The following is a 14327-nucleotide window of genomic DNA, read 5'->3' as shown; positions in this document are numbered from 1 at the left end:
TTTATATTTCAAATAATGAAATAGGGGGTTAGGAGATGAAGTCAGAGGTATCTGTTCCGGTTTCTGTTTCGGGACATGGGAAGCTGAACAGAGGGTTGGGGTTTGTTGATTTATGGAGTGTCGGGGTCGGGGCGCTGATTGGGGGAGGAATTTTCACGGTCATTGGCCCGGCGGTTGCCCAGGCGGGTCCGGCGTTGTTCGTCGCGTTTCTGATTGCCGGGGCGATTGCGATTTTGTCATGCATGAGCTATGCGGAACTTGCGTCGATTTGGCCGTATGAGGGTGCTTCGTACGCTTATTCGAAGTTCGCTTTTACACCAATCCATAAAGACTTGGGCAAGCTGATGGCGCTCTGGTGCTCGGGTTTGTATTTCCTGTCGTTCGCATTTGCGGCGGGCGCCGTCAACTTAGGTTTTGCTGGCTATTTCAATTATATTTTCCCGTCGCTGCCAACAACCGTTGTCGCACCGGCGATTTCGATTGCGATTACCGGGCTGCTATTGATGGGGATTAAAGCGACTGGCAAAATTAATACGTTTTTCTCAATTATTCAGGTCGTGTCTTTGTTTGCAATTGCCATTATTACAATTTTCCATAATCCGACCGGCCCTTTCAAAATTGCGGAGTTTTTGCCAAATGGCTGGACAGGCGTCTTTGCTGCGACTGCGCTGATTGCGTTTGGCCAGATGCAAGTTGAGGCTGTTCTCACATTGGGGGAAGAGGCGAAGAACCCGAGGCGGAACCTGCCGCTGGCACAGATTTCGGCGTTGGTGACAGTCGTTATCTTGTATTGCCTGACTGGTTTTGGAGTTGTGTCGGCAGCAGACCCGGCTTTGCTGGCTACTTCGACTGCTCCGTTGTCACTGGCGGTTGAAACGGTACTGCCTGGAGTTGGCGCCGTGCTGATCGCGATTGCCGCTTTGACGGCAACCGGTACTTCGACTGTCGGCTGCTTGCTCGGTTCGTCGAGGATGCTGTTTGCCGCGGCGAGGGAAAAAGCGGTCCCGCAGGTTTTGGGACAGGTCAGTGCGAAAACTCAAGTACCCGTGTACGCGACGCTTTTCACGGGTGTGATTGCACTTGGAGCAACGCTGATGAGCACAATGGGGTACGGGAAGGCGATTTCAATTGCGGTCGGCGCTGCCGTGTTCTCAAACTGGCTGATGATGGCCATCATGAATATCGCGGTCATTGCCGTCAGGATTAAGCAGCCGCACATCAAAGCGCAATTCCGCTATCCGTTGAACGTGAATAACATCCCGGTGCTGGCGATTTTCGCAGCAATTGCGTCGTTCTGGATTCTGACGTATATTGACACGATTCCATTGATCATCGGGATTTCGTGGCTCGTGTTGATCACCGCGTTTTATTTCCTGTATTCAAGAACCCGCTGGGATTATCTCGATGAGGAAGCGATGGAGAAGTTGGTAGAGTAATAATATAGAAGAAAATTGGTTTTCAGACGGGGAAAGCCGTTCGGAAGTCGTTTTGCCGAGTGGAAACTTGAATCGTGAATTCCGAGAAGCTTTCCCTTTGCAAAAACGCAGTGCTGTAAAAGATGTCACTACGTAAAATTTGTTGTGCTGGCGAATCCAATGTGAAAGGAAGTTATTTCATGAAAAGTGTGTGGCTACAGGAAAATAAATGGGAAGATGTCGAACGCTATTTGCAAAAGAAGAAGACGATCATTGTGCCGGTCGGTAGTGTTGAGCAGCACGCAAAGCATTTACCGCTCGGGACAGATTCATTTGTGGCGAATAAAGTGGCTGAGGACCTAGGCCAGCAAACGGATACGCTAGTAGCGCCGCCGAATTGGGTCGGCTGGGCGCCGCATCATATGGCGTTCCCGGGGACGATTACGTTGAGGCCGGAGACGCTCATCAGTCTCATGTATGATATTTGCAAAAGCCTAATCTATCACGGTTTTGAAAAAATCATCATTATCAACGGGCACCGGGAAGCCAATCTCCCGCCATTGAAAATTGCAATTACAAAGCTGCGGAATGAAACAGGCGCGTTCTTGGCGATCGCCGATCCGTTCTATATTGCAAAAAAGATCGGCGGGGAAATCAAAAAATCAGAGCCAGGCGGCGCCGGACACGCGGACGAGATGGAAACATCCCATATGCTCCACCTCATGCCAGAGCTGCTCGAAATGGACAAAGCAGTCAGGAACATCCATCTAAAACATCCATTCTTGCAGCACGACCCGTTCGTCGAAGGAGATACCATCTTCGTCCCAAGCGACGTAGCAGGATATAGAGAAGGCTCAAAAAACATCGGAGTCGTAGGCGACCCAACCGTCTCCACCGCCGAAAACGGAAAAACCTACCACCGCGAACTAATGAAAAACCTAATCGAATTCGTAAGATACTGCGAAGAAGAAGTCGAAGTGACCATCAGAAAAAGAGAAATCCCATTGTGAGGCAGGGGACGGTTCTAATGCTTCATTGGAAAACCTGGGAAATTTTCACAATTAATTTAGGGGTTTCGGTGCCTCATTCATAAACCGTTAGAAGCAGGAGCGATCCTGCTTCTTTTATATGTGCGCCCGGAGTTGCTCTGTAATTAAATCCAGTGATTTTTTATTTGAACGTACAAGTGGGTATTTTGTAAGAATAACTTATTGGCTATCCCAACTACTATCTAATAAATATTAATAACTTTTCAAAGTTACCCATACAAATCACCAAAAATACTGTAATTCACGCAATTGATTATGAATTTTCTAAAAACTACTTGTAAACTTATACGTACATGTATATAATCTAGATAAGGCATGTAAGGGCATACATAGTTATTTGTTTAGAATTGAAAACGCTTAATTGGCGTTTTATTTCTTGGTATTAGGCTGCTTGTAGGCGGCTTCAATATAAAACTATTAGATTTAAGGGGGCTTTAAATCAATGAGGAAGTTTTTATCAATTTTATTGGTTGCGATGTTAGCTTTGGCTCTGGTCGCTTGTAACAGTGAAAAATCGAGTGGCAGTTCCGGCGGTAAAGGAAAAAAGGATAAGCTTGTTTTCGGTTATACGTCCATGACTCAGAACAACCCGTTCTTCCAGGCGCTTGAAAAGTCGATCCGTGAAAAAGTTGAAGCGAATGGCGATAAGCTGATAACAATGAACCCAGCAATGGATGTTGAACTGCAAATCAACCAGATCGAAGACTTGATTTCACAGAACATTGATGCGATTTTCCTGAACCCGGTGGATTGGGAAGGAATCCGGCCTGCCTTGGTCATGCTAAAGGAAGCCAATATTCCTATCATTAACTACGACACTGAAGTTAAGGATTTCGATAATGTGACAGCGTACGTTGGCTCTGATAACAAGAATGCCGGCCGTGTTGCGGGTGAAGACCTAGTCAAAAGGTATCCAGATGGCGGAAAGATTGCTGTTCTTGATAGCCCTACAATGAATTCGATTAACGACAGAATGGCTGGTTTTATGGAAGCGATTGAAGGAAAAGGCTTTGATATCGTTGCCCAGCAGGATGCGAAAGGCGACCTTGAAACGGCACTTGGCATTACAGAAGACATTCTTCAGGCGCATCCTGACATTATCGCGATTATGGGTGGGAACGACCCGACTGCTCTTGGAGCGCTTGCAGCTGCAAAGGCGGCTAATAAAACTGCAATTTCTATCTATGGTGTAGACGGATCCCCTGATGCGAAGGCTGCGATTAAGGAAGGTGGCCCATTAGTAGGAACAGGTGCTCAATCCCCTATCTCGATTGGTGAGCAATCTGTTGAGGTAGCTTACAAGATCCTTAACAAAGAGAAATTTGAAAAAAGAGTTCCAGTTGAGACATTCCTGATCAACAAAGACAACGTTGATGAGTATGGAGTAGATGGCTGGCAGTAAATAGTAGTGTGGCTATAACAAGCAAAATAATGGGTGACTGCAACGTTTGATCGGAGCCTTCTTTTGAAAGGATAGTGTGAGAAATCTTGGCTATCCTTTCGGTAAAGCCAGGCTGAAGGCTCTGTTGAGTCGCCCATTTATTTTAAAAGAGGTGGCAATTATGAGTAGTGCGCTGTTGGAAATGAAAGATGTAAGTAAGCGATTCCCCGGTGTATACGCTTTAAAGGGAGTCAGATTTGAACTATATAGTGGAGAAGTCCACGCGCTCTTGGGTGAGAATGGCGCGGGAAAATCAACGCTTATGAAGATTCTGGGCGGAATCTACAGCATTGATGAAGGGAAGATTTTTATCGACGGTGGGGAAGCGGCTATTTCCGATGTGAAGGATGCGCAAAAATATGGAATCAGTATCATACATCAGGAAATCAGCCTTGTCCCCTACTTATCAATTGCCGAGAATATTTACTTAGGCCGAGAGCCGCTCACCAAGTTTGGCTTTGTCGACATAGAAACGATGTATGAAAATGCCCAAAAATTCTTAAATGATTTCGACCTCGGTCTATCAGCAAAAACATCAGTCAATAAGCTTACCGTTGCCCAACAGCAGATGATTGAGATTATAAAAGCAGTTTCCTTCCATTCGAGGATTATTATCATGGATGAGCCAACTTCCTCATTGACGGACAAGGAAGTCGATTTTCTGTTCAAGACCATTCGTAACTTAAAGAAAAAGGGAGTTGGCATTGTTTATATTTCGCACCGAATGAACGAGCTTTTCGAGATTACTGACCGGATTACGGTCATGCGCGATGGAACATATATTGGGACAGTGAAGACGGTAGAAACGACTAATGAGAAATTGATTGCAATGATGGTTGGCCGGGAATTGGATAACTATTATGTAAGGGATTTTTCCGCGACGGATGAAGTTGTTTTGAAAGTAAAGAATTTAACTCGTAAAGGAGTCTTAGAAAACATCAGCTTTGATCTACATAAAGGCGAAATTCTAGGCTTTGCCGGTTTAGTCGGTGCGGGACGCTCAGAGCTGATGAAGTGTATTTTCGGTCTTGATCCATTCAGCGAGGGTGAAATCCATGTGAATGGCAAAAAAACAGCCATTAAGAATCCGAATGATGCCATTCGAAATGGAATCGCGTATGTTACAGAAAACCGAAAAGAAGAGGGCTTATTCCTAATTAAGTCTGTTGAATATAATATTACGATTAAAGTCTTAAAGGATTTTATGAAGCTGTTGCGTGTCGATTATCATCACGAAGAACAGCAAGCGAACAATTATATCAAGAGCCTATCAATCAAGACTCCTAGCAAAAATCAGCTAGTCGGGACGCTGAGCGGCGGCAATCAACAAAAGGTCCTCATTTCAAGATGGCTTGCGACAAAGCCGCAAGTGCTCATACTCGATGAACCGACAAGGGGAGTGGATGTTGGTGCGAAGGCTGAAATCTATGCAATTATGAACAACCTGGTTAAAGAGGGAGTGTCAATCATCATGGTGTCATCAGAATTGCCTGAGGTCATCAATATGAGCGATAGAATTGCCGTTATGGGTAATGGTGAAATCCAGGTGATATTGAACAGGGAACAGTTTAATCAGGAAACAATCATGCAATATGCTACTGGGGGTAAATAAGATGGCACAAGTGAATATAGAATCTAGGAGAAGCAGCCTTCCCATGAAATTGGGATATGGAACGAAAAATTTTATCCAGGACAATATGGGGATACTGATTGGCTTTTTCGTTCTGTGTGTGGTTATTTCCTTCATTAACCCCAACTTCTTGTCCTCCAACAACTTACTGAATGTATTAAGGCAGACATCGACGAACCTTTATTTGGCACTAGCTATGACGATGATTATTATTCTCGCAGGGATTGATTTGTCGGTCGGCTCAATTATGGCGGTAACCGGCGTTGTGACAACGAGCCTGATTGCCCTTTTTGGAGCGCCAGTAATTGTTGCGGTCCTCGTAGGGCTGATGGTTGGAGTATTGATTGGCTCCATTAATGGATACGTTGCCGCAACAACGATCATTCCGCCCTTTATTATCACGCTGGCGACAATGAATATTGCCAGGGGTGCGGCATATGTCATCTCGGATGGGAAGCCGATCAGGGTCATGTCAGAATCGTTTAACTTCATTGGTTCTGGCTATCTATTCGGAGTTTTGCCAATGCCTGTCTTATATTTAATCATCTTGTTGATCGTTTGTTATTTTATCATGAATAAAACGAAGCTCGGCCGTTATATGTATGCAGTGGGCGGGAATGCGGAAGCTGCCAAGTTTTCCGGCATCAATATTAAGAGAGTCACATTTTTTGCATATGCCTTCAGTGGGCTGATGGCAGCGTTCGCCGGGATTGTCCTCGCATCCCGCATGTTCTCCGGTCAGCCAACCTCCGGCGAAGGCGCGGAACTCGATGCCATTGCGGCGGTTGTATTGGGTGGAACGAGTATGACTGGCGGATACGGCCGGATTGGTGGTACTGTCATTGGCGCGCTAATTATTGGGGTACTGAGCAACGGATTGAATTTAATGGGCGTTAGCTCCTTTTGGCAATACATCGTTAAAGGGATTGTGATTATTGTAGCCGTTTATGCAGATGTCATTAAGAGAAGGAAATCCTGACCGATTTACTAAAGCCTTTACTGAAATGGGTGGTTATTTTGAGAAAGGGTATTGCTATTGCGGGAACGATTGCGGTGGATGAAATAAAGAAGATTGCTAGTTTTCCGGATAAATCCGAGCTCTCACCAATCCAGAGTGTTTCCTTGTCTCATGGGGGAGCGGTGGCTAATTGTGGGATTAGCATTGCGAGAATCGATCCGGAAGTGCCGATTGAAGTGGTTGCTCTAGTCGGTGAAGACGAAAAAGGAAGCTTTTTGCAAAAACGTCTAAAAGGCTATCAAAATATTGATGTAAGCCAGCTTAAAATTGTCGGAGATACCCCTTTTACGGATGTTTTCCACGATGCTTCAGACCATACAAGAACGTTCTTTACTTACAAAGGGAATGCACATTTATTTAATGAAAATACGATTAACCTCGATGAATTGAACGCAAGCATTCTTCATATAGCGTATATTTTATTGCTTGATGGACTTGACCGGGAGGACGGGGAATACGGAACGAAAATGGCCAGGCTGCTGAAGGCTGCCCAGGAAAAAGGGCTAAAGACATCGATCGATATTGTTAGTGAAAGAGGCAGCCGCTATCAGAAAATCGTTCCGCCGAGCCTAAAATATACGAATTATTGCATCATAAACGAAATTGAAGCTGGCAAAACTGTCGGGGTCGACCTGAGGGATCGCTCCGGGATGCTAAAGACCCATGAAATTAGCGGTGTTCTATCAAAATTAATGGGACTTGGAGTAAAGGATTGGGTTGTCATTCATACTCCAGAAGGCAGTTTCGGATATGACGGCGCCGAATTCCACAGCGTCCCATCGCTAAAGCTGGAAAGCTCAGCAATCAAAGGGACTGTCGGTGCAGGGGATGCCTATCTCGCTGGTACACTATACGGGGCGTATAAGGGACTGTCCATTGCCGAATCGATGAAAATCGGAACTGCTGCGGCAGCCTCCTCTTTACTGGAAGAGGACAGTACATCAGGCGTCCAAAGGTTTGAAAAACTTGTTTCGATGTACAGGTCCTTTCCAAAAAATAATGAGATTGATATATAGGAGGAGTAAGCATGCTAGTCACGTTAAAAGAAATACTCTCGAAGGCGGACGAAGGAAATTATGCTGTCGGTGCATTTAATTCCCCTACACTTGAATCAGCTAGAGCGGCTGTGGAAGCAGCGGAAGAATTACAGGTACCTGTTATTTTATCGCATGCCGAAGTTCATTTTGAACTAACTCCGTTGGAAATAATGGGACCAATCCTCGTCAACCTTGCTGAAAAAGCCAGTGTACCGGTTGCGGTTCACCTTGATCATGGCTCATCTCTTGATGTTGTCAAAAGAGCGATTGAGACTGGCTTCAGCTCGGTTATGATTGATGCGTCCCATATGAGTTATGAAGAAAATATCCGAATTGTATCCGAGGTTGTTGATTTTGCCCACCAGTATCAAGTATCCGTCGAAGCGGAACTCGGCGTAATCACCTCCTCCGGGATTGGCGGCGAGGAGACTGTGAGTGAAAATTGCGAGTCTGATGGGGCTGAGGAGTATTATACGGACCCGGAAGTTGCGAGGGACTTTGTAAAAAGGACGAATATCGATGCGTTGGCGGCCTCGTTTGGAACGGTTCATGGTATTTACATGAAGGAGCCGAATCTTGATTTTGCCAGGCTGGCGTCCATATATAAAAATATCGAAAAGCCAGTAGTCATGCATGGAGGATCAGGGTTGCGTGTGGACGAATATGTAAGAGCCATCAATGCGGGAGTAAGAAAGATTAATTACTATAGTTACGTAGCAAGGGCCGGAGCCGAGGCTGTAACAGAATTTATTGCAAAAGAAGCGCCTCCCCATTTTTATCATGACTTTACTGTCCTTGCGAGAGAAGCGATGAAACAGGATATCAAGAGAGCAATGGAGATTTTCATGAATAAAATCAACGCGTGACGATTTGAATTTGACTAAAGGAGGAAGCCAAATGAAAAGAGAAGAATATGAAAAAATCAGAGCCAGGGCACTGGAGTACTTTGAAAAAGCGAATATTATTCTGACTGAGGAAGAGAAGGATAAGATTGAAGTAGCAGATTTCGGTCTTGGCAAGGTGGAAGAAACCGGTCTGCAATTGGTTACATATGTGAATACCGATGTCGTTTGCGCAAAGGAACTCGTCCTGTTCCCTTATCAGACCTGTCCGGAGCATAAGCACCCTAAGAGGTCTTTCGATGATGGGAAAGAAGAAACGTTCCGCTGCAGGTACGGGACGGTCCGTTTGTTTGTGGAAGGAGCCGAAACCGAGAACCGCTCGGCCAATCCTCCCGCGGGAGATGAAGACTATTATACTGTCTTTCACCAAGTGACACTGCGCCCAGGCGAGCAGTATACGATTTACCCGAATACCCTTCATTGGTTCCAGGCGGGTGAAGAAGGGGCGGTTGTTTCAGAGTTTTCCACTAGAAGTACAGACGAAGAAGATATCTTTACCGACACGCGTATTAGAAGAATCCCAGAGGTTGAATAAAAGCACAGAGGAGGTAAAGTGAACTGCCTCCTTTTTTCCAGATGAATGATAGGTAGATCTGGCATTGAGTTGAATATTGCGGAAGCTCGACCTAACTTGTACGGACAAATTGAAGAAAGCATACTTAATAGAATACAAGTTTATTCAGGGGGTGCAGAACCTTGCTTAAAAGATTGAAAGAGCAAGTATTGGAAGCAAACCTGTCTCTTCCCAAATACGGGTTAGTCACATTTACGTGGGGAAATGTAAGCGGAATCAACAGGGAGGATGGCCTCGTTGTCATCAAGCCGAGCGGTGTTTCTTATGAGGAAATGAGGGCCGAAGATATGGTTGTCGTCGATCTTGACGGGAACGTTATAGAAGGAAATTTGAGGCCTTCTTCAGATACAGCAACCCATCTAGTCTTGTATAAACACTTCCCCGAGATTGGCGGAATTGTCCATACTCATTCTCCATGGGCAACTGCATGGGCACAGGCAGGCAAGGGAATTCCTGCCCTCGGTACTACTCATGCAGACTATTTTAACGGGACGATCCCTTGTACAAGGCCACTGACAAAAATGGAGATACTGGGGGACTATGAGACTGAAACTGGGACTGTCATTGTCGAAACGTTCAAGGATATAGACCCTACTAATATCCCGAGTGTGCTCGTTCATAGCCATGCTCCGTTTAATTGGGGAAAAGACCCTGCTGAAGCAGTCCACAATGCCGTTGTTTTAGAAGAATGCGCGAAGATGGCTTTTCATTCCCTGCAACTGAACAACGGGCTTGAAACGATGGACCAGTTGTTGCTTGAAAAGCACTTTTTCAGGAAACACGGCAAAAATGCATATTATGGTCAGCCGAAATAGGGGGAATCATTTTGACAAACTATACGATTGGAATTGATTATGGCACACAATCTGGAAGAGCCGTTCTCGTATCGCTACAGGATGGTAAGGAAGTGTCCGACCATGTAACACCTTATAGGCATGGGGTCATGGATACTGAATTACCCCATTCGGGAAAAAAGTTGGGACATGAATGGGCTCTCCAACATCCGAATGATTATCTGGAAGTCATCACTAAATCGGTACCGGCAGTCATTCGCCAATCAGGTGTGGATCCAACGGACATTATTGGAATCGGAATTGACTTTACTGCCTGCACGATGCTGCCTGTAGATCAGCAATTCCAGCCGCTCTGCTTAAAGGAGGACTTTAAAGACCATCCGCACAGCTGGGTGAAGTTATGGAAGCATCATGCCGCCCAAAATGAAGCGAATAAAATTAATGAAATTGCCGAAGCCAGGGAAGAAAGCTTCCTGCCAAGGTATGGCGGAAAAATCTCATCTGAATGGATGATCGCAAAAATATGGCAAATCCTGAATGAGGCACCGGAGATTTATGAGGAAGCGGATCAATTTGTGGAAGCGACGGACTGGGTTATTTCCCAGTTGACCGGCAACCTTCTGAGGAATAGCTGCACGGCTGGTTACAAGGCGATTTGGCATAAACAAGACGGTTATCCAGGCAGTGATTTCTTTAAAGAGTTGGATCCGCGCCTTGAAAACTTAGTTGAAACGAAACTGAGGGGAGAAGTTGTTTCACTTGGAACAAAAGCCGGAATTCTGACAAAAGAAATGGCGGAATTGACTGGCCTTCCGGAAGGGATTGCGGTGGCGGTCGGGAATGTCGATGCTCATGCGGCGGTCCCAGCAGTCGGCGTGGTTGAGCCTGGGAAAATGGTGATGGCAATGGGTACTTCCATCTGCCACATGGTGCTCGGCAAGGAGGAAAAATCAGCGGAGGGCATGTGCGGGGTGGTTGAGGACGGGATTATTCCGGGATATTACGGCTATGAAGCAGGACAGTCGGCAGTTGGCGACATTTTTGAATGGTTTGTTGAAGAAGGTGTTCCAGCTTATGTGAAAGAGGAAGCAAACCGAAGAGGGCTCAACATCCATCAATATTTGGAGGAAAAAGCTTCATTATACAGGCCTGGTGAAACCGGATTATTGGCTCTTGATTGGTGGAATGGAAATCGTTCCGTTCTGGTCGATACGGAGCTTGGCGGCTTGTTTCTCGGAATGACTCTCCAAACGAAGCCGGAAGAGATGTACCGTGCCCTCCTTGAAGCTACGGCGTTTGGAACAAGAATGATTGTCGACACCTTCAAACAAAATGGTGTTGAAGTCAATGAACTGTATGCATGCGGAGGGCTCCCTCAAAAGAACAGGCTGCTCATGCAAATTTATTCTGATGTAACGAACCTTCCTATTAAAATAGCTGATTCAAAGCATACTCCCGCAGTTGGCGCTGCGATGTTCGCGGCTGTGGCTGCAGGGGAGGAAGCGGGTGGGTACAGCTCGATTCTGAATGCCGCGGATAAAATGGCAAGAATCCGTGACGAAATCATTCGTCCAATGAAAGAAAACGTAGTCATTTATGATAAAATATATCAAGAATATAAACGACTGCATGATTATTTTGGCCGGGGTGAGAATGATGTTATGAAAAAGCTGAGATTACTCAGATCCGGTACATTGGAATAAATGATCCGTCGAGTATGGAGGGGCATGAATGATAAAGAAAGATTCAGTAAATATTTGGTTTGTTGCGGGAAGCCAGCATTTATATGGAGAGGAAACTCTTGAGCAGGTTCGCAGGAACTCGCAAAACATGGCTGATTTTTTCAATCGTGAAGGGAACCTTCCGTTTAAAATTGAATTCAAAGGAGTTCTGACAACTTCCAAAGAGATCCTGCAATTCATCCTTGAGGTCAATGCAGACCCAAATTGCGCCGGGGTGATTACGTGGATGCATACATTTTCACCGGGAAAAATGTGGATGGAAGGCCTATCGAAGCTGCAGAAGCCTCTATGCCACCTTCATACTCAATTTAACCGCAGCATCCCATGGGAAACGATTGATATGGATTACATGAATTTGCATCAATCCGCACATGGTGACAGGGAATTCGGTTATACTGCTGCCTATTTAAAATTACAGAGGAAAGTGATTGTCGGCTATTGGAAGGACGAGGGAGTTCTTTCTCCTCTTAAGAATTGGATGTATTCGGCTGCCAGTATCCAGGAGAGCAGAAACATCCGCATCGCCAGGTTTGGCGATAACATGAGACATGTTGCCAGCACTGAAGGCGATAAGCTCCAGGGTTTGGTGAAACTCGGCTGGACTGTCGACTACTATGGTGTCGGCGACCTCGTTGAAAGAATCGGGACCATTCCCGAGGAAATGGTTGACCGGCTTTTCGGCGAATATGCTGCATTATATGATATGGAACAAGAAGCGTTGGCTCCTGGCTGGCTTCAGGATTCAATCAAGGAACAGGCCAGAATCGAACTAGGATTGGAGTCTTTTTTGCAAGAAGGCGGGTATACAGCTTTTACGACCAATTTCGAGGATTTACACGGACTCAGCCAGCTCCCGGGCCTTGCCGTCCAGCGGCTCATGAAAAAGGGGTATGGATTTGCAGGCGAGGGGGACTGGAAGACAGCTGGCCTTACGAGGCTCATGAAAGTCGCTTCCGGAAATACCGGCACTTCATTCATGGAGGATTATACGTATGATCTCGAGCCCGGAAATGAATTGACATTGGGGGCCCATATGCTCGAGATTTGCCCGACGATTGCAGCGAAAAAACCTCGAATTGCAGTTCATCCGCTTTCAATTGGAAATAAGGATGACCCTGCAAGGCTTGTGTTCGAGGCGAGGGAGGGAAGGGGCATTGTCGCGTCCCTAGTCCAAATAGATGGCCGGTTCCGCCTCGTAGTAAATGAGGTGGAGGTTGTGGAACAAATCCACAAAACGCCCGCGCTTCCTCTTGCAAAAGCATTATGGAAGCCGCTTCCATCACTCGCTGTTGCCGCCGAGGCGTGGATCCACGCCGGAGGAAGCCATCATACTGTCTTATCGCTCGTGCTGTCAAAAGACCATCTCTATGACATGGCGGAAATGCTTGGCATTGAATGCGTCATTATTGATGGAAATACAGAGCTTCACCGTCTAAAACAGGAACTTAAAATAAACGAGTTCCTTTATGGAATAAGATTATGAATCGCCGCTTGATTTGGAGCCGCAATTCAAAGTAACGGGGTGCATTGTTGTGGCCGAAACTAAGTATGGCATGGTAAAAAGTTGGATAAAGTCAAAAATTGAAGATGGTACATTCGTACCCAATCAACGGATTCGTTCTGAGAGTGAATTGATGAAGAAATTCCAGGTGAGCCGGCATACAGTCCGCATAGCGATTGCCGAACTTGTAAGCGAAGGATGGCTGTATACAGAACAAGGGGCCGGTACCTTCTGTGCAAGGCGCTCAGTTCAGGAACAGCCGGTTTCAGCCGAAGAAAGGGAGAAAAAGGTTGCAATCGTAACGACCTACATCTCGGATTACATTTTTCCTTCGATTATCAGGGGGGCTGAATCGGAAATCAGCAAAAGGGGTTACCAGGTTAGCCTTTTTAGTACGGATAATGATTATGATAACGAAAAACGCATTTTGGAGACGATTATTTCACAGCGATATGATGGGGCTATTATTGAGCCGACCAGAAGCGCCTCATCAAACCCAAATATTCGCCAGTATCTTAATCTTGAAACGATGGGTATTCCGTACGTGATGATAAACGCCTATTATGAAGAGCTTGAACCAGTCAGCATTGTTCTTGATGACGAAAAAGGAGCGTTTTTGCAAACGGAGCATTTAATCAACCTTGGGCACCGCGACATAGCGGGTTTCTTTAAAACAGACGACCTGCAGGGTGTAAAGAGGATGAAAGGTTTTCTCAAAGCTCTCCGCAAATATGATATTCCGGTAAATCCTAATCATATCATTACGTATTCAACCACTGAAAAAACAACCAAGGCAGTTGAGGAATTTAAAGCAATGCTTGATTCCACCGAACGAAAGCCGTCTGGGATTGTTTGTTATAATGATGAGCTGGTCATTCTCCTCCTTCATGTTGTCAGAGAAAGGGGAATTTCTGTCCCGGGCGACCTGTCGATTGTCGGCTTTGATGACTCCTTTTTATCGGATGTTACTGAAGTGAAACTGACAACCATTGAACATCCAAAAAGTGAAATGGGTAAAAAGGCAGCCAAAATGATCCTAAAGATGATTGAATGTAACGGGAGCCAGTTGAATGAGAATGTCGAATCGCAAGTGTTTGAGCCAAAGTTAGTTGTCAGGGAATCAGCAGCTTCCCTTGGGGAGGAAGCGTGTAAAAACAAAGAAATCAGTTGAGCCTTCATGGAGTAAATGCTGGACTGTACTCCGGCATATTTTTATGGGGAGGT

General features: G+C 45.7%; 12 protein-coding genes. All 12 read left to right on the top strand.

Translation table 11 applies throughout. The annotated features are described in order from the left end of the window. The first annotated feature begins 35 nt into the window (after positions 1–35). Positions 36–1436 carry an APC family permease gene (locus tag D1B31_RS04150; RefSeq protein ID WP_118919476.1) on the top strand — a complete coding sequence of 467 codons (1401 nt, stop codon included), beginning with the start codon at positions 36–38 and terminating at the stop codon, positions 1434–1436. A 179-nt stretch (positions 1437–1615) separates the two neighbouring features. Continuing rightward, the gene (locus tag D1B31_RS04145) at positions 1616–2425 is read left to right on the top strand and encodes a creatininase family protein (protein ID WP_158587440.1); all 810 of its coding nucleotides are present in this window, start codon (positions 1616–1618) and stop codon (positions 2423–2425) included. A gap of 481 nt (positions 2426–2906) precedes the next feature. Further along, positions 2907–3866: a sugar ABC transporter substrate-binding protein gene (locus tag D1B31_RS04140; protein WP_118919474.1), complete on the top strand. Its 960-nt coding sequence runs from the start codon at positions 2907–2909 to the stop codon at positions 3864–3866. A gap of 160 nt (positions 3867–4026) precedes the next feature. Further along, a complete protein-coding gene (locus D1B31_RS04135) occupies positions 4027–5517 on the top strand; it encodes a sugar ABC transporter ATP-binding protein (RefSeq protein ID WP_118919473.1) in 1491 nt (496 codons plus the stop codon). 1 nt (position 5518) lies between these two features. Beyond that, positions 5519–6514: an ABC transporter permease gene (locus D1B31_RS04130; RefSeq protein ID WP_118919472.1), complete on the top strand. Its 996-nt coding sequence runs from the start codon at positions 5519–5521 to the stop codon at positions 6512–6514. A gap of 38 nt (positions 6515–6552) precedes the next feature. Further along, positions 6553–7569 carry a carbohydrate kinase family protein gene (locus D1B31_RS04125; protein WP_118919471.1) on the top strand — a complete coding sequence of 339 codons (1017 nt, stop codon included), beginning with the start codon at positions 6553–6555 and terminating at the stop codon, positions 7567–7569. 11 nt (positions 7570–7580) lie between these two features. After that, positions 7581–8456 carry a class II fructose-bisphosphate aldolase gene (locus D1B31_RS04120; protein ID WP_118919470.1) on the top strand — a complete coding sequence of 292 codons (876 nt, stop codon included), beginning with the start codon at positions 7581–7583 and terminating at the stop codon, positions 8454–8456. Between the two features lie 31 nt (positions 8457–8487). Then, positions 8488–9027: a D-lyxose/D-mannose family sugar isomerase gene (locus tag D1B31_RS04115; protein WP_118919469.1), complete on the top strand. Its 540-nt coding sequence runs from the start codon at positions 8488–8490 to the stop codon at positions 9025–9027. 161 nt (positions 9028–9188) lie between these two features. Further along, the gene (gene araD / locus D1B31_RS04110; protein ID WP_118919468.1) at positions 9189–9881 is read left to right on the top strand and encodes an L-ribulose-5-phosphate 4-epimerase; all 693 of its coding nucleotides are present in this window, start codon (positions 9189–9191) and stop codon (positions 9879–9881) included. A gap of 11 nt (positions 9882–9892) precedes the next feature. Next, entirely contained in the window at positions 9893–11563 is a 1671-nt protein-coding gene (locus D1B31_RS04105) for a ribulokinase (RefSeq protein WP_420846058.1), read from the top strand. A 28-nt stretch (positions 11564–11591) separates the two neighbouring features. Beyond that, positions 11592–13085 (top strand): L-arabinose isomerase, encoded by a 1494-nt coding sequence (gene araA / locus D1B31_RS04100; RefSeq protein WP_118919466.1) that lies wholly within the window; start codon positions 11592–11594, stop codon positions 13083–13085. A 70-nt stretch (positions 13086–13155) separates the two neighbouring features. Continuing rightward, the gene (locus D1B31_RS04095) at positions 13156–14274 is read left to right on the top strand and encodes a GntR family transcriptional regulator (RefSeq protein WP_118919588.1); all 1119 of its coding nucleotides are present in this window, start codon (positions 13156–13158) and stop codon (positions 14272–14274) included. Positions 14275–14327 lie beyond the last annotated feature (53 nt).

Source organism: Neobacillus notoginsengisoli, assembly GCF_003515685.1.
Lineage (GTDB): Bacteria > Bacillota > Bacilli > Bacillales > Cytobacillaceae > Bacillus_D > Bacillus_D notoginsengisoli.
This window is presented reverse-complemented; position numbering and strand designations above follow the sequence as displayed.